Origin of the sequence: Paenibacillus medicaginis (genome assembly GCF_042138635.1) — a bacterium.
Classification (GTDB): domain Bacteria; phylum Bacillota; class Bacilli; order Paenibacillales; family Paenibacillaceae; genus Paenibacillus; species Paenibacillus medicaginis.
The window spans coordinates 64,184-81,495 of the sequence record NZ_JBHIRY010000018.1 but is presented as its reverse complement, the minus strand read 5'-3'; the positions used below and the strand labels follow the sequence as shown (position 1 = coordinate 81,495).

General features: G+C 51.1%; 12 protein-coding genes and 2 riboswitches. Of the genes, 3 read left to right on the top strand and 9 right to left on the bottom strand.

All coding sequences use genetic code 11. The annotated features are described in order from the left end of the window. Positions 1-164 precede the first annotated feature (164 nt). The 5 genes from ACE5LO_RS17655 to gcvH all read right to left on the bottom strand — a co-directional run bounded on the left by ACE5LO_RS17655 (position 165) and on the right by gcvH (position 6,302). On the bottom strand, positions 165-1,310 hold the full coding sequence (locus ACE5LO_RS17655) for a mannitol-1-phosphate 5-dehydrogenase (RefSeq protein WP_375521326.1): 1,146 nt from the start codon (positions 1,308-1,310) through the stop codon (positions 165-167). Next, complete coding sequence (locus ACE5LO_RS17650) at positions 1,307-1,741, bottom strand: PTS mannitol transporter subunit IIA (RefSeq protein WP_375521325.1); 435 nt, start codon at positions 1,739-1,741, stop codon at positions 1,307-1,309. The genes ACE5LO_RS17655 and ACE5LO_RS17650 overlap by 4 nt, the downstream gene beginning before the upstream one ends. Then, the gene (locus ACE5LO_RS17645) at positions 1,738-3,816 is read right to left on the bottom strand and encodes a BglG family transcription antiterminator (protein ID WP_375521324.1); all 2,079 of its coding nucleotides are present in this window, start codon (positions 3,814-3,816) and stop codon (positions 1,738-1,740) included. Before ACE5LO_RS17645 ends, ACE5LO_RS17650 begins: the two co-directional genes overlap by 4 nt. Positions 3,817-3,895: 79 nt before the next feature. Continuing rightward, positions 3,896-5,353 (bottom strand): PTS mannitol transporter subunit IIBC, encoded by a 1,458-nt coding sequence (locus ACE5LO_RS17640; protein ID WP_375521323.1) that lies wholly within the window; start codon positions 5,351-5,353, stop codon positions 3,896-3,898. 553 nt (positions 5,354-5,906) lie between these two features. Then, positions 5,907-6,302, bottom strand: a complete 396-nt coding sequence (gene gcvH, locus ACE5LO_RS17635; RefSeq protein WP_375521322.1) for a glycine cleavage system protein GcvH — start codon at positions 6,300-6,302, stop codon at positions 5,907-5,909. Positions 6,303-6,652: 350 nt separating this feature from the next. Next, a riboswitch (glycine riboswitch) is annotated at positions 6,653-6,772 on the top strand. After that, a riboswitch (glycine riboswitch) is annotated at positions 6,773-6,866 on the top strand. A gap of 91 nt (positions 6,867-6,957) precedes the next feature. On the opposite strand from gcvH, the gene gcvT reads away from it, so the two are divergent. Genes gcvT through gcvPB form a run of 3 tightly spaced genes read left to right on the top strand, consistent with a single transcriptional unit; the run spans position 6,958 to position 10,917 of the window. Next, positions 6,958-8,058 carry a glycine cleavage system aminomethyltransferase GcvT gene (gene gcvT / locus ACE5LO_RS17630; protein ID WP_375521321.1) on the top strand — a complete coding sequence of 367 codons (1,101 nt, stop codon included), beginning with the start codon at positions 6,958-6,960 and terminating at the stop codon, positions 8,056-8,058. 40 nt (positions 8,059-8,098) lie between these two features. After that, a complete protein-coding gene (gcvPA, locus tag ACE5LO_RS17625) occupies positions 8,099-9,454 on the top strand; it encodes an aminomethyl-transferring glycine dehydrogenase subunit GcvPA (RefSeq protein WP_375521320.1) in 1,356 nt (451 codons plus the stop codon). Then, entirely contained in the window at positions 9,451-10,917 is a 1,467-nt protein-coding gene (gene gcvPB, locus ACE5LO_RS17620; protein ID WP_375521319.1) for an aminomethyl-transferring glycine dehydrogenase subunit GcvPB, read from the top strand. The genes gcvPA and gcvPB overlap by 4 nt, the downstream gene beginning before the upstream one ends. 291 nt (positions 10,918-11,208) lie before the next feature. Here gcvPB and ACE5LO_RS17615 read toward each other — a convergent pair whose 3' ends face one another. The 4 genes from ACE5LO_RS17615 to ptsG form a co-directional block, all read right to left on the bottom strand. Then, positions 11,209-11,994: a class I SAM-dependent methyltransferase gene (locus tag ACE5LO_RS17615; protein ID WP_375521318.1), complete on the bottom strand. Its 786-nt coding sequence runs from the start codon at positions 11,992-11,994 to the stop codon at positions 11,209-11,211. Positions 11,995-12,921: 927 nt separating this feature from the next. Then, positions 12,922-14,634, bottom strand: coding sequence for a phosphoenolpyruvate--protein phosphotransferase (gene ptsP / locus ACE5LO_RS17610; protein WP_375521317.1), 1,713 nt, complete (start codon positions 14,632-14,634; stop codon positions 12,922-12,924). Then, positions 14,627-14,902, bottom strand: a complete 276-nt coding sequence (locus ACE5LO_RS17605) for an HPr family phosphocarrier protein (RefSeq protein ID WP_355320510.1) — start codon at positions 14,900-14,902, stop codon at positions 14,627-14,629. The genes ptsP and ACE5LO_RS17605 overlap by 8 nt, the downstream gene beginning before the upstream one ends. A 135-nt stretch (positions 14,903-15,037) precedes the next feature. Beyond that, the gene (ptsG, locus tag ACE5LO_RS17600; protein ID WP_375521316.1) at positions 15,038-17,080 is read right to left on the bottom strand and encodes a glucose-specific PTS transporter subunit IIBC; all 2,043 of its coding nucleotides are present in this window, start codon (positions 17,078-17,080) and stop codon (positions 15,038-15,040) included. Positions 17,081-17,312 lie beyond the last annotated feature (232 nt).

Sequence of the window (17,312 nt, the reverse complement as noted above, 5' to 3'; positions counted from 1 at the left end):
GAGGGGATTATACTCTTCCTTATATTCTATGCCACAGCAGGCATTGCTGCTATAGTCCGGCTTGGAGTACCGGCGCCAAGCTTACAGTCACATATGTGTATAAAAACAAAAAGCACCCAGGCGTATGAAGGGCCTGAATGCTTTTCTGCTCAGTTAATATAAGATTAAGCGTTTAATTTCTCATACTGCTGCAAAATTTGGTGATGTACAGGATGATCCTGCGGAATCGACGTATAACGGGTGATTGCGGCAGCCAATCCTTCAGTACGGATCGCTTCCTGCAGTTCTACGGCTTCAGGGTCCTCGCTAACGTTGAATTTGCAGGCAGCCGCCATGCCAAGGGCCAGATGATCCGGGTTAATGCCGTATTCATGGGCTTGCAGGGCCGGACGAACGAGACGGTCGTTCGGCGACAGCTTCCGCAGCGGCGAGCGGCCTACACGGGTGACTTCATCGGTCAGGTTCGGGTTGCGGAAACGGTCCAAAATTTTGCTGATATATTGATCATGCTCCGCCTGATCAAATCCGAAGCGTTTGACCAGCACGGCTCCGGTCTCTTCCAGCGCTCCGCGCACAGAAGCGACCACGTTCTCATCGGCAATGGCCGCCTGGATCGTTTCGAAGCCTGCCACATAACCGAGATAAGCCGCAACACAGTGCCCTGTGTTTACGGTAAACAGTTTGCGCTCAATGTACGGCTCCAGATTATCCACATACAGCACACCTTCAATTTCTGCATGGTCCGGAGCCATTTGGGAACGGTCAACCACCCATTCGTAAAAAGGTTCCACCTGCACATGCAGCGGATCCTCGTGGTGCTGGATCGGTACGATCCGGTCTACCGCCGCGTTCGGGAAATATACGGAAGCCTCCGCTTTCGCACGCACATCCCCTTCCAGCAGGGCAAATACATGCTCTTTCAGCTGCGCGCTGCCACCGATGGCATTTTCACATGCGATCACATGCAGCGGGGATGCCCCGTCTGCAATCCGCTGTGTGATGCCTTTGGCAATTCCCGGCGCGATATGCTTCAGAATATTAACGCCCACCGCTGTCGTCACCAAATCCGCAGAGGCTACAGCGCTGGCTACCTCATCCACATTTTTTCCGTCAATGGCGGTTACATTAGTTACGGTTTCCGTGTCCTTGGCATCATTGGCCAATTCCACGGTATACTGCTTGCGGCTGCACAGCTCGGACACGAGTGTATCGTTGACATCAGAGAAAATCACTTCATATCCGGCGCGCGACAGCAGCAATCCGATAAATCCGCGTCCGATGTTGCCTGCTCCGAAGTGGACCGCTCTCATAGTTCCATCTCGCTTTCAAACAGGTCGATAATTTCCTGTGCACTTGTGGCATTGCGCAGTTTGTCCATATTCTCTTCCTCGGAGCATACCACAGCGATTCCGGTCAGAATCTCCATGTGTTCTCCTCCCTGTGCCGCGATGCCGATCACCATATATGCATTCTCCCCATTAAAATCCACACCCTGCGGGAACTGGATAATGGAGATGCCTGTAGAGTTGATGAATTCCTTGGATTCTTTCGTTCCGTGCGGAATCGCCAGTCCGTTACCTACATAGGTGGACACGATTTCTTCACGCTCGATCATTTTGTCGATGTATGCTTCCGTAATGTGACCGGCATCCAGCAGGATTTGGCCCGCCATGCGGATCGCCTCGTATTTGTCATTCGCTGTTGCGTTCAATTTTACTTTGTCTGTGGACATGATGCTCATTGTATGGTCCTCCCTGTCTCTAGTTTACTGCGGAAAAAATCGGCCAGTTCATCCGCCATATAGCTGGTGATCTCATCCCGGCTTCCGTTCTCCAGCAGTGTAATCATCTCTCCCTGAAGCAGCAGCGCGCTGATTTCACTGAGTACCTCCAGGCTTTCCTTGGACAGCTCGCGTGGACCCAGCATTAACAGCACCTGCTTTACTGCTTCTTGTGCTCCTTCCAACTGCAGCGGCTCGTTCAGCCTGTAGAGCGATAGCGAAGGCGTGCGGATGTGTCTGCTGCGTGTATGGAACAAGGCCAGCGGTGTATCTGGAATCACCTGGCTGCCTTGCTGCTCTCGTTCGGCCAGAAGCTCAGCCACGGCTTCCGGATCATTCACGGTTCCCCGTCCGACCTCGGAAATGCACATGGCATACAAAACTTCATTCATATCCATTCCATGGTTATCCAGTGGATAGACATGAAAATTCTGCACGATCCGCACAATCTCCTGCAGACTGTCCTTCAACCCGACCAGCCACCCCAATCCCTGGTTCGGTTCCACGGTCTGCCTTTGCCTGCCGCTGACTTTCTTGAGTGTTATGTTCTGGATAAAATGACGCAGGCGGTCACTCTCCTCCTGCGTCAGCAGTGGACTGATTTTCAGATAACGGTCCCTCTCAAGCGGCAGATCGACGGTCGAAATGACCAGATCGTAATCCTCCTTGGGAATACGGGCCGCCTCGAACCACGAGGCCCGGTCCACAATCCTGATTTGCGGAAGCTCCTTCGCCAGCCGGGTGGCCAGTAGTCTGGAAGATCCGATTCCGCTGGTGCATACCACAATGGCACGCACCTCCCGCTGCAGCTGGCGCAGCCGCTCAATGGAAGCGCCGAAGTGCATGACCAGAAATCCCACTTCTTCATCAGGCACATTCAGCTCGATCATGCCCGATACGGCCTCCTTGACCGCTTCGAACAGTTCGGCATAATCCTTGCGGATCTGCTGCAGCAGCGGATTACGGATGTCATTCCCTTCTTTCAGCCGTTTAATGACCGGCTCGACATGGGCAATCAGACCTTCACGCAGGAGGCGATCCTCTCCAAAATGCACACCTGCGTTTTCCTCCACCCGGCGGATCAGCTCATTCACTATTTCCAGCAGCACCAGATCATCCAGCGGCAGCAGCCTTGTCGAGCGGTCCTCGGCGGAGCGGAACAGATGTCTGAAATATTTTTTCTCCTGCTCCGTAAAGTGAAGGGACAGCGCAACCGACAGTTCGGCGCAAATGCGCTCCACCATCGCCGCGCGGACCTTATCCTCTTCTTCATGAGTCCCCAGGATCAGCTCCGATTCCGGCTGCTTGGCCGCAAATCCTCGCCGGATGCGGGCGATGGCTACGGAAAGCTGAATCAGCAGCTCCATGTATTTGCTCTCTACCATGTTTTCCAGCCATTTTTCATTCGGCTGCCACAAGGCGTTCTCCACCGTCAGCATCACATCTCTGCCGATCAGTTCCATCAGTTTATCCATGGCATGGGATGAATGTCTGGACAAATCCCTTCCGAACAAATCGGATTCATCCAGATGCTCCAGCCCCAGCTCGGAAATAGCCCGCCTGATGTCGGATTCCCTGCCTGTGATCCGCACACCGTAACCGCGCCTGCGCACAAGGGTAAGCCCATGCTTCTCGATCCAGGACTGCAGCTCGTCAAGATCATGGCTGACAGTCGCGACCGTTACCTTTAAATCAGCCGCCAGCGACAGCAGCTTGATCGGCTCTCTGTCATCCAGCAGTATACATAAGCTGTAAATTTTTCTTTCTTCTGCTGAATACTCTACCGATTCCGAACGGAAAAGCTGCTGACGAAGCTGGAAAAGCCGAGAGGGATCGGCATCCAAATGGATTCCGATCCCGGATTTTTTCTCCAGCCTGACCCCGTTGGGCTCCAGCCATTTCTCCACCGCGCTCAGCTCGCGCAGAACGGTTCTCGTGCTGACATTGATGCGGGCGGCAATGTCGCCCGCAGTCACCTCTTTCGTCTGCTGCAGCAGGAATTCAAGAATTTCGCTTTGTCGTTTGGTAATATTCATGATACCCGTCCCTCCCGATTCGCCCTTGAACTGCCTGTGCCATTGACCTGAAAAAGCTTTGCCGAAAGGCAATTAAGATTTATTTTTTCAGACGTTCAACCAATTCCTCATATTCAGGACTCTTCAGGAAGTTGTCGATGGAAATATGCTCCGCCTTCGGCGCAACCGTTTTGGCACGGTCAGTCAGCGTCTTCTGTGTAATAACGATGTCTGCGTCCTGCGGAATTTCGCTGATTGCCGTGTTCGTTACAACCACATCCACGCCGGCCTCCTTCATTTTCTTGCGGAGGATGGATGCACCCATTGCGCTTGATCCCATACCCGCATCACAGGAGAATACGATTTTATTGACATCTGTTTTCACATTGCTGGAAGCTACTGCTGCCGCACGATCCGCTTCACGGTTATCGGCTGCCACGGCTGCATTACCCGTTTTTCCTTGGTTCTTCATTTCTTTCATGCGATCTGCTGCATCTTCCAGGCTCTCATCTGTCTGTTTGCCTGTCTTCAGCAAAATCGCAGCAATGACAAAGGAGACAACCGCTGCTACAACAACACCTGCCAGCATCGGCAGATAACCGCCTTTTGGCGTCATAAGGAAGTAAGCAAAGATACTGCCTGGCGAAGGAGCTGCTACCAGACCTGCGCCTGTAATCATGAACGTAAACGTACCCGCAACACCGCCGGCCATTGCAGCCAGGATCAGAATCGGTCTCATCAGAATGTACGGGAAGTAGATCTCATGAATACCGCCAAAGAAATGAATGATCGCTGCGCCTGGAGCAGAAGCTCTAGCCGTCCCGCGGCCCAGGAAGCAGTATGCAAGCAGAATACCAATACCCGGTCCAGGGTTGGACTCCAGCATGAACAAAATGGATTTGCCCATCTGTGAAGCCTGCTCGGTTGCAAGTGGTGTCAAAATCCCATGGTTAATAGCGTTGTTCAGGAACAATACTTTACCCGGCTCAATGAGCAAGTTGACGAGTGGCAGCAGTCCTGCATCCATCAAGAACTGAACGCCAGCAGATAACACGCTGCTGATCGCTTCAATAACCGGACCAATAATGGTATGCGCAAGCAGTGCAAGCGCCCCGCCGATAATACCGGCAGAGAAGTTGTTAACCAGCATCTCGAAACCGGATTTAATTTTGCCTTCAACAGCTTTGTCAAATTGTTTGATCACCCAGGCACCGAACGGGCCTGCTGCCATCGCGCCAAGGAACATCGGAATGTCCGCGCCGACAATGACACCGATGGTCATGATCGCGCCGACCACGCCGCCGCGCTGCCCGTGTACCATTGTACCGCCCGTGTAACCGATTAACAGCGGCAGCAGGTACGTGATCATTGGGCCAACCAATGCTCCGAACGTTTCATTCGGGAACCAGCCTGTTGGAATAAAGAGGGCCGTAATCAAGCCCCAGGCGATAAATGCGCCCATGTTTGGCATAACCATGCCGCTCAGGAAGCGTCCGAATTTTTGCACTCCAACGCGCAAGCCTCCGCCGCTTCCGGACTTAGCGTCCACTGAACTCATGTAAAAAACCTCCTCAATGTATTGAAACCTCAACAAGGATTCGTCAAAATTCGCTACTAAAACGAAGTGATTTGTCGCTTTTTGTGATTTTGTCAAACCCTTAGGTAAAAGGCCTCATATCCTTTTGCTTACTTCATCCTAATTGAAAACGGTATCTTCATCAATAAAATGAAAATGCAGTTTCGTCATCAACGTTGATGACAAAATTTAAATTTAAGATTTTCAGAGGGGTTTGGGACCTTATGCCAAGCTCAATTTCTCACACGACTAAAGTCTCATGTATCCATGCGTGGTTATGAATATGGCCTAACCTTAATATAAACTGATTTCCCCGGTATTAACCGTAATTCCCCTGAACATGATGTCTTTGCTCCAATTTTTTTCGGACAAACGGCAAAAAAGCATGACTGCTGTATCCCTCATGTAGGTATCAGGCTGCCATGCTTATAGAACATACTTGCAAAAACAAATATACGCTTGTATACACTTTATGCGATTTTCTCGAAAAAAGTCGTAAATAGGACAAATATCCTATTTTAGAGTGGATGTTTCATTAAGCTTCTTCCACAAGACGACTGTACCCCTCTGCACTCAGCAGCTTGCTCACCGCGTCATTAACGTCGCCATCCACCCGGATTTCAAGCATCCAGCCATCCTCGTATGGCGAGCTGTTGACCAGTTCCGGCGAGTCCTGCAGCGACTCGTTCACTTTAATCACCGTGCCGCTTAACGGTGCATACAGGTCAGATACGGTTTTTACCGACTCGATCGTGCCTACGCTTGCACCGGCTTCCAGAGATGCTCCTTCCCCCGGCAGCTCGACAAACACAATGTCGCCAAGCTGATGCTGCGCGAAATCGGATATGCCAACAAGCAAGGTTCCTTCATCTGTAATTTTTACCCACTCATGCTCTTCGCTGTACAAATAGTTTTCTTTAACTTCGCTCATGTATACCGCTCCATTTCCACTGGAATTTCACGCCATAAAACACTTCATTGTTCCCTTAAACTGTTCTTTGCAACTTCTCGTTTTCAACGTAAGATTAAGCCAAGCAAGATTTAAATGTCAATATAGCTTACAGAAAACCTCGTATTTTTTTCCGGATAGAAGCACTTTAGGAAGAGAAACTGCTTACATTTTGTAATCAGGCCTGAAAATATGACAAATTTATTGACATATTTCCGGTGATCGCGTATTAATGGTTATAGATTAAATAGCGGATGAACGTATAGGGAGAGATTACCGACATTCCGGGAAAATGATGCGCCAAGGCGGCATCTGAACAGGCCCGAGCGGGCTGCAGCATGAAGGGTGAACCAGACCCGTGTTTGCCTTGCACCCGCGGAATCAGCAGGTAACGCCGAAGGAGTAAGCCGACAAACGGTGAATCTCTCAGGCAAAAGGACCTTTACCGGACGCGACTCTGGAGAGAATCCGCGGCAGCGGGTCACCCAAGGGGAAACCTGTAATCACGCAGGGCAACTCTCAGGTATCAAGGACAGAGCTGAAGAATAGCATGGCTGAGCAGCCATGCACCGTTCTTTGGCCTGTCCTTTTTTGCTTTTTCATAAGCTCTGCCAACTCTTGTGCGAGGTGAATTGTGTTGACTGCATTGAAAAGAACACCGCTGTACCCGCTGTATGCCGGATATTCCGGCGTGCGCTGTATTGATTTTGGCGGCTGGGAGCTGCCTGTCCAGTTCAGCGGCATCCAAAAGGAGCACGAGGCCGTACGGGAACGTGCCGGACTGTTCGATGTCTCCCATATGGGAGAATTCAACGTTACAGGTACAGGAGCCGAAAGCTTCCTGCAGAGCGTAACTACCAACGATGTTTCCAAACTTGAAGACGGGCAGGCCCAGTATACGCTGATGTGTTATCCGGATGGAGGAGTCGTAGACGACCTGCTTGTTTACAAACGCGGCGTTGATTCCTATATGCTCGTCGTAAATGCCTCTAATATCGCAAAGGATTGGGAATGGCTGCAGCAGCATAAACCGGATGATGCGCAAATGGAGAATGTATCGGATCAAACTGCGCTGCTCGCCCTTCAGGGTCCTGCAGCCGCCACTATCCTTACCGTAGCCGTAGATAGCAACGTCGTTTCGCTCGGCTCCTTCCGCTTTATTGAACACGCCGGCTTATTCGGCGCTTCCGCGCTTGTATCCCGCACGGGATATACGGGAGAAGACGGCTTCGAGATCTACTGCCGTGCCGAGGATGCCCCGTTGATCTGGCAGGGGTTGATGCAGGCTGGTGAATCCCACGGGCTGGTGCCCGCCGGGCTGGGAGCGCGGGATACGCTTCGATTTGAAGCAAAGCTGCCGCTGTACGGCCAGGAGCTGTCTGCGACGATTTCCCCGCTGGAGGCGGGACTGGGCTTTTTCGTGAAGCTAGACAAAGGGTCGTTTATCGGACAGGAAGCGCTGCTTGCGCAGAAGGAGCAAGGGACTCCCCGCAAGCTCGTCGGTCTGGAAATGCTGGACCGCGGCATTCCACGTTCACATTACCCGGTATTCTTAGAATCGGAGCAGATTGGCGAAGTGACGACAGGCACACAGTCCCCTACTCTGAAGCGGAATCTAGGGCTTGCGCTGATTGACAGCCGCTTTGCCCAGCTTGGCACACAGGTTGAGGTGGAAATCCGGGGCAAACGCCTCAAAGCCGAGGTAGTCAAGGCACCGTTCTACAAACGCACAAAATAGAGATAATTGGAACAGACCGGATATTGAGAGGAGCGCAGTCATGAATCAGCACAGATACTTACCGATGACCGAGCAGGATCGCGCCGAGATGCTTCGCACAGTCGGCGCAGACAGCATTGAGGACCTGTTCAAGGATATTCCCGAAAAAATTCGTTTCCGGGATGAGCTTCCCGTTTCTTCGAGGCTGGATGAGCGGGCTCTGACCCGTCATATGTCGGCACTGGCCGGCAGAAATGCCAGCAGCGAAACCCATGCCAGCTTTCTGGGCGCAGGCATCTATGATCACCATATTCCGTCCGTGATCAATCATGTCATTTCCCGCTCGGAATTTTACACCGCATATACCCCTTATCAGCCGGAAGTTAGCCAGGGCGAGCTGCAGGCCATTTTTGAATTTCAATCCTATATATGTGAGCTTACCGGCATGGCGGTAGCCAATGCCAGTATGTATGACGGCGCAACCGCGCTGGCCGAAGCAGGCAATCTGGCGGCAGCCGCCACACGCCGCAAACGAATCGTCGTATCCCGCTCCGTTCATCCGGAGGCGCGTCAAGTGCTGAACACTTACGCACACGGCCTCAATCTGGAAATTGTGGAAGTGGGCTGCAAAAACGGCGTGACCGATCCCGAAGCGCTCGCAGCAGCAGTAACTGAGGATACCGCCGCCGTGCTCGTGCAGAACCCCAATTTCTTCGGCTCTATTGAAAATATCCGGCCAATGGCCGATTTAATTCATGCGCAGAAGGGTCTGCTGGTGGTCAGTTCCAATCCGCTCTCGCTCGGGCTGCTTGAAGCGCCGGGTAAGCTGGGAGCCGATATTGTAGTAGGCGATGCGCAGCCGCTTGGCATCTCCTCTTCGCTCGGCGGACCAACCTGCGGTTATTTCGCCGTATCCCAGGAGCATATGCGCCGCATTCCGGGAAGAATCGTCGGCCAAACGAAGGACCACAACGGCAAACGCGGCTTTGTCCTTACCCTTCAGGCCCGTGAGCAGCATATCCGCCGCGAAAAAGCGACGTCAAATATTTGCTCCAACCAGGCGCTGCTTGCACTCTCCGCGTCCGTCTATATGTCCGTCATGGGCAGAAACGGAATGATTGAGGTGGCTGAGCTGAATCTGCATAAGAGCCGGTACGCTCTTGAACGTCTCACATCCCTGCCTGGAGTAAAGACGGCGTTTACTTCCCCAACTTTTAATGAGTTCGTGCTCGTCCTGCCGGGGGATACAGATATGCAGACCTTGCAATCCCGTTTGCTGGATGCCGGTTTTATCGGCGGTTATGATCTGGGCAGAGACTACGAAGAATACAAGAACCACATGCTGATCGCCGTAACGGAACAAAGAACCAAAGAAGAGATTGACCAATTCGCATCGGTGCTGGAGGAACTACTATGACTCAATCCGAACATGATATGCCGCTGATTTTTGAATTGAGCCATCCGGGCCGTATCGCATATTCGCTGCCCGCATGTGATGTGCCCCGCCGTCCCACTGACGAGCTCATTCCTTCCGGGCTGCTGCGCAGCGAACCTGCGGCGCTGCCGGAAGTCTATGAGGTGGACGTCATCCGTCATTATACCGAGTTGTCCCGCCGCAACTTCGGGGTGGATAACGGTTTTTATCCGCTTGGCTCCTGTACGATGAAATACAATCCGAAAGTCAACGAAGACGTTGCGCGTTATTCCGGACTGGCGAAAATCCATCCTTATCAGCCGGAAGAAAGCATTCAGGGTGCACTTGAGCTGTTGCACACACTGCAAAACGATTTGGCCGGACTTACTGGCATGGATGCCGTCACGCTGCAGCCTGCTGCCGGAGCCCACGGAGAGTGGACCGGCCTGATGATGATCCGCGCTTATCATGAAAGCCGCGGCGAGCGCCGCAGCAAAGTGATTGTGCCTGATTCCTCGCACGGAACGAATCCGGCGAGCGCTACAGTTGCCGGATTTGAGACGGTCACGATTCCATCAACCGCCAGGGGACTTGTTGACCTGGACGCTCTGCGCGCCGCCGTTGGCAGCGACACCGCTGCTCTTATGCTGACGAATCCGAATACCCTTGGACTGTTCGAAGAGCAAATCACGGAGATTGCGGAGATTGTGCATGAAGCTGGTGGACTGCTCTATTACGATGGGGCCAACTCCAACGCCATTATGGGCATTACCCGTCCGGGGGACATGGGCTTTGATGTCGTGCATTTGAATCTGCACAAAACGATGAGCACCCCACACGGCGGTGGCGGCCCGGGAGCCGGTCCGGTCGGTGTCAAAAAGCTGCTCATTCCGTTTCTGCCAAAACCGCTTGTCGTCAAAAACGAGGATGAGACGTACAGCTGGGATACAGAGCAGGCCGATTCCATCGGCCGTGTCAAAGCATACTACGGCAACTTTGGCATTCTCGTCCGTGCCTATGCGTATATCCGCACCTACGGACCGGAGGGCCTGCGTGCCGTATCGGAAAACGCTGTACTGAATGCCAATTATATGATGCACCGGCTGGCGCCTTACTACGAGATTCCGTATCCGGGTGTCTGCAAGCATGAATTTGTCATGTCCGGCCGTGGCCTGAAAAAATTTGGCGTCCGCACCCTCGATGTCGCCAAACGACTGCTCGATTTCGGTTATCATCCGCCGACTATATACTTCCCGCTGAATGTGGAAGAATGCATTATGATTGAGCCGACCGAAACGGAAAGCAAAGAAACGCTGGACGGCTTTATTGATACGATGATCCGCATTGCCAAGGAGGCAGAGGAAAATCCCGAGCTGGTGCTGAACGCCCCATACACCACAACGGTCACACGTCTCGATGAAACCACCGCCGCACGCAAGCCTGTTTTGAACTGCGCCTGCAGTTAATGCTATAGCTTCATTAAGTGGGGGTCCCAAGGTCTGCGGACTTGGACCCCCACTTTTTTCATGATCTGAGACGTTTAAAGCCATTCTGAGCATTCTGGAACGTTCCGCGAACTAAGCATTTTCTAAATTCCTGATAAACGAAGTACATTTTTCGTTATATCTGCAAACGATGATCTTTTGAGGGAATGGCAACCCTTTCTTACTTTCCTCTATTAGACATGCGCACTGGATGGATACTTTCCTTTCGGATTTCGGACATGAATTGCGTATAGCCGTCTTTCTCTTTTTTCTCTACTTTACCGCTCTCCAAATAGTCCATCTGTCCTTTTCAATAATCGGCGAGTTAACCTGCCACAGCAAATGTAGTTCAATATAGCTTACGAGATTAGCAAGCTCCTCGTCGGTCAGCTCATGCAGCAAAGAGCGACCCGTTCGTTGAAGCAAGTCGTTTGACAGTTGTTCAGGTTCATAGTAAATTTTCCGAGTCTCCCAAAGCATATGTTCTTCCACTTTTGTAAAGCCCGCATCCCGCAAATTATTCATCACCACATCACTTGGATAACGGCGTTTAACCTCCTTAAATGATAACTTCGGATAACGCTCAAAAAAGTAACCGCGGATGTGGGTATTGCTCCCCGGCAGCAAACAGTCTTCTGGTGTGCGGTTCTGGATGATCAACACTCCACCTTTGCGCAGTAAACGCTTGCATTCTAATAAGCACTGCTTCACACCCGCTTCATCCAGATGATGAATCAAAGCTCTTTGCAGAATCAAATCATATTCTTCATCCGGTAAGCCGGTATCAAACACGTTGCCTTCAACAAACTCGACATTTTCAATGCCCTGGCAATTGACTCGAGCACCTGCGATAACCTCTTTCGAGAAGTCTAGACCGGTAACATGACTAGCACCTAATTGCACCAAGCCTTTACTATAAATACCACCCCCACAGGCTAGATCCAAGGCTCTCTTACCGCTAACTTCCACAAGATCTTTAATTTTCTTAAGCCAACTGGCATCCACTTCTCGACTAGCATAAGTGAAACGGTTCCTTTCAGAATGAAAATCAATGGGCATATTATCATCCCCTTAAACTTTGTAGTTTCTATACACTTAAACTAGGCCGACAAGTGAGATGAATCAGGGATCGGTATTTTTCGAGCATGCTTGGTTGTAAGTAAGGTCAGGAACACGATACCAGCAGACTCCCAGAAAATATAACGAATATCAATCACGTCTGGCAAGAAAAATATAGGGAGTTAACCTCTACAGACTTGTATTTGAAAAAAATCTTCCATTTGCGCCCTTGTATATGTAAAAAAATAGGTTATGAGTCCTCCATTTAAAAACTTACTTTTAAGTCCAACATATTGTTCTTATCCCCACTCGGCGTTGTACGAACTCGGACCGGAAAGCCCTTATTTCTGCTAAATCCCGCTGATTTCACCTTCCAACGGACAGAGATGCACTTATTCGCACATTTTCCAGTCCATTCCCCTTAAATCTTGCCGGATAAGATCTGTGGTGTCCGAAAACATAGACAAAATCATCTAAACTCAAGAAATAGTGGCTCTACGGTCCGCAAAGGGGGCCTTTTTCTTTTTCGGTCTTTTAAGTTCTCAGTCTTCGGTTTTTCGGTCTGTGTTTTACGTTCTGTATTTTTCGTTCTTCATGTTTTATTTTTTCCTCTGTGAATTAGCCCACAAGAAATACCTTGAACGGGTGAAGCGTTCAAGGGGTACTACCCTGCCAAGTGCTCGGAATTCTTCTGGAGAAGCGAAGCGTTCGCCTTTATCCCCGGATTTCTTCAACTGTCCAATCTAATCAGGAAATCCGGGGATAACAGCGATCGGAAGAAGAATCCGGGTACGCCCCAGCGATCGGAAGAAGAATCCAGGCACGTCCAACGAAAAAAACCGGTACCCCTTAAGGTACCGGCCGCTGAAGGACTCAGCATGAGTATGTTTTGGAAAAAGATAAACCTTGAAAAAAACGGATAAAATTTTACCCTTCAATGCTTTGAACCAATGCAACAACCTCTTCGGCTGTCTGCATGTTCAATGCCTGAGCGGCCAGCTTCTCCATGTCCGTGCGGGACAGCTTGGAAATCTGGCTGCGGGCAGGCAGGATAGAGGTCGCACTCATACTGAATTCATCCAGTCCAAGTCCGAGCAGCAGAGGAATAGCTGTGGCGTCCCCTGCCATCTCACCGCACATGCCAGCCCAACGGCCATTCGCATGAGCTGCGTCAATAACCATTTTGACTAGACGTAGAATCGCCGGGTTGTACGGTTGATACAGGTAGGACACCCGCTCATTCATGCGGTCTGCCGCCATCGTATATTGAATCAGGTCGTTGGTGCCAATGCTGAAGAAATCGACTTCCTTCGCGAATTGGTCTGCCAGCACCGCCGTTGATGGAATTTCCACCATGATGCCCAACTGAATTTCCTCAGACACCTGAACGCCTTCGGAAGCAAGCTTCGCTTTCTCTTCCAGCAGAACTGCTTTAGCTTCACGGAATTCACCCAGTGTAGCGATCATAGGGAACATGATGCGCAGATTGCCGTGCACACTGGCTCTCAGCAGAGCACGCAGTTGTGTCCGGAAAATATCCTGGCGGTCCAGGCAAAGACGAATCGCCCGGAAGCCCAGGAACGGGTTCATTTCCTTTGGCAGATCCAGATAAGGAAGCTCCTTGTCGCCGCCGATATCAAGTGTACGGACTACGACAGGTTTGCCTTCCATTTTCTCCAGAACCGTTTTGTAAGCATTGTACTGTACGTCTTCCGAAGGAAGCTTGTCGCGTCCCATGTAAAGGAACTCCGTACGGTACAGACCTACGCCTTCCCCACCGTTCTCAAGCACACCTGCAACGTCGTTGGGAGTACCGATATTGGCAGCCAGCTCAACGTGAACGCCGTCTGTCGAAACGGTCGCTTCGTCGCGCAGCTTGCGCCATTCTTCGCGCTGCTTGTCGTAAGCCTGCTGCTTCTGACGATATTCGGCGACCACTTCGTCGCTCGGATTCACAAACACCTCTCCATCCAAACCATCCACGATGATCAGGTCACCGCTTTTCGCTTGGGAAAGAACGTCCTTCGTACCGACGACAGCCGGAATTTCGAGCGAACGCGCCATAATAGCGGAGTGGGAAGTACGGCCGCCGATATTCGTAGCAAAACCTTTGACATATTTACGGTTCAATTGCGCTGTGTCGGAAGGTGTCAAATCTTCTGCAAGCACAATCGTTTCTTCGCTGATTTCAGCAGGGCTCATAAACTTCAGTCCAAGCAGGTGATTCAGCACACGTTTGGTAACGTCACGCATATCAGCTGCCCGTTCCTGCAGATATTCGCTCTTCATGTTTTCGAACATGGTAATGAACTGCGACGCCGTTTCATTCAGTGCAAATTCCGCATTCACTTGTTCGTTTTTGATTTTATCCTTAACCGGATCAATCAGCTCCGGATCGTTCAGAATGAGGAGGTGGGAAGCGAAAATTTCCGCCTTCTTCTCCCCCAATTCCTGAAGAGTCCGTTCCTTGATTTTCTCCAGCTCGGATTGCGACTGTGCCAGTGCTGCGTCCAGCTTCGCAATTTCCGCTTCGACATCCGTTACCGTGCGTTTTTCTACAGAGTAGTCAGGGTGCTCCAAGATAAACGCCTTGGCGATAGCGATGCCTGCCGAGGCAGCGATCCCGGAGATTTTAAGCATTTACTTCGCCCAGCCCTTCTTTAACCATAACATCTTCCAGCGCTTGCAGAGCTTCTGCTTCGTTTCCGCCTTCACAGATGATGTTGATCGTATCGCCTTTTTCCAGACCCAGGGACAGTACGCCCAGGATGGATTTCAAGGTAACTTTTTTGCCGTTAGCTTCAGCAAAGGATTCTACACCGCTGAATTTTGTCGCCGTGTTCACCAGAGCTGTTGCCGGACGTGCATGGATACCGTCTTCGTCAGTGATTGTAAATGTTTTTTGCATGATGATTCTCCCACTTTCTGAATATATTATTGTAAATCTGCCGCTTGCTGATATACCATCAACCGCTTATGCCCATAGAACGCTCCTGCGGTCCTGGGACCGCTACGGAACGTTCACTATAGAAGCAGATCGTTACTATTTTATCGTAATAATTTTATCTTCGCCAGCTTTGAGTGTTCCGCTCTTGTCCAGCGTGACTCCGGCACCCTGTGGCAGGTTGGAGAAAATGATCGCAGAGATGATCGATTTGGCATTCTCCTTCACGTACTCCAGATTGACTTTCATGATCGGCTGGCCTGCAGATACAAGGTCTCCCTCGTTAACGAGCACCTCAAAGCCCTGTCCTTTCAGCTTCACGGTATTGACACCGATATGCACGAGAACTTCCTTGCCACCATCGGACATAATGCCCACCGCATGCTTGCTCGGGAACACGTTGAACACTTTACCATACACCGGAGAAACAATGTTGCCGTCATGCGGCAGCACCGCAAATCCGTCACCGGTCATTCGCTCGGAGAATACCGGATCCGGCACTTCGGTAATCGGCAGCAGTTCACCGTTTACCGGCATGACGATATCCTCGGTGATAATCGCTTGCCCTGCTTCACCAGCCGCTTTTTCAGCTGCAGGCTCAGGAATGGCAGCGGGTGCAGGTGTGCGCCCTGCCATAATATCCTGCATTTGCGATTTGATCGTATCGGAACGTGTACCGAAAATCGCCTGCACGTTATTGCCGACTTCCAGCACGCCGGAGGCGCCAAGCTGTTTCAGACGGTTTTTGTCAACATTGGCTTTCTCATTGACTTCAATCCGCAAACGTGTAATACATGCATCCAGATGCTTGATATTGGACGGACCGCCAAATGCCGCCAAAATATTGTGCGGAAGATCGTCATTGCCTCCGCCGCTATTACTCTCATTTTCTTCGGTCTGCTCTTCGCGTCCCGGCGTCTTGAGATTAAACTTGCGGATAATGAAGCGGAAGCCGAAGTAGTAGATCACCGCCAGCACAAGACCAACGATAATGACATACCACCAAGGGGTCCGGTTCGGCAGAACCCCGAAGATCAGGAAGTCGATAAATCCGCCGGAGAACGTCATCCCGATTTTCACGTTCAGCAGATACATCGTCATGAAGGACAAGCCTGCAAAGATCGTATGCACTGCGAACAGCAGCGGAGCTACGAACAGGAAGGAAAACTCCAGCGGCTCCGTAATACCTGTCAGGAACGAAGTCAATGCGGCGGAGCCCATGATGCCTGCCACATATTTTTTGTGCTCTGGTCTTGCTTCGTGATACATGGCCAAAGCTGCGGCAGGAAGCCCGAACATCATAAACGGGAACTTACCTACCTGGAATGCGCCTGCGGTGAATGGCACGCCATCTCTCAGCTGAGCCATGAAAATGTGCTGGTCACCACGAATGACCTGACCTGCTTTGTTGACATATTCACCGAACTCAAACCAGAACGGAGAATAGAAAATGTGGTGCAGCCCGAAAGGAATCAGAGCACGTTCGATCACACCGAAAATAAAGGTTGCCAATACAGGATTCGTATCCACCATAAAGTGGGACACCGCGTTCAGAAAACCTTGAACCGGCGGCCAGATGACAACCAGCAGCAGGCCGATGATCAGTGCGCCAAGCGATGTTGCAATCGGAACAAACCGTTTGCCGGCAAAAAAGCCGAGATAAGACGGAAGCTCGATTTTGAAAAAACGGTTGTACATCGCTGCCGCCAGGATACCGATAATGATACCCCCGAAAACACCCGTTGATAGTGTCGGAATCCCGAGCACTGTTGCATATCCGGGAATTTGCTGTGCGACAAGCCCTGGCGTTACACCCACCGCAGTACCCAGCGTCACGTTCATGATCAGGTAACCAATGATGGCCGCAAGACCCGCAACGCCTTCGCCGTTGGCCAGACCGACGGCAACACCGACCGCGAACAGCAGCGCCAGGTTGTCAAAGACAATTTGGCCGGCATTCATCATGATCGTCGCAACGGATTCAACCCAGCCGGCGCCAAGGAACGGCATGTACTGAACCAAATCCGGGTTAACCAGCGCGTTGCCGATCCCCAGCAGCAAACCCGCTGCAGGCAGGATGGCTACGGGAAGCATCAAAGCTTTACCGACACGCTGCAAAACGCCGAAAAGCTTTTTAAACATAAAACCCACATCCTTCGAGAGTATTCATCTCAAAACAACAGAAAAGAACGCAAAAAAGCATGAGCTAACAAAAGCATAAAGTTTACAACCTTGGGATGTATCTTTCCCCTGAAAGGCTGTCTCCAATCATACTTTAATCAACTCATGCCTGATCGAATCAGTAACACGTTTTCATCTTCAATTGTTGTTTTGCTTATTGACGAAAGTCATTGTAGCACCACTTGTCGAAATA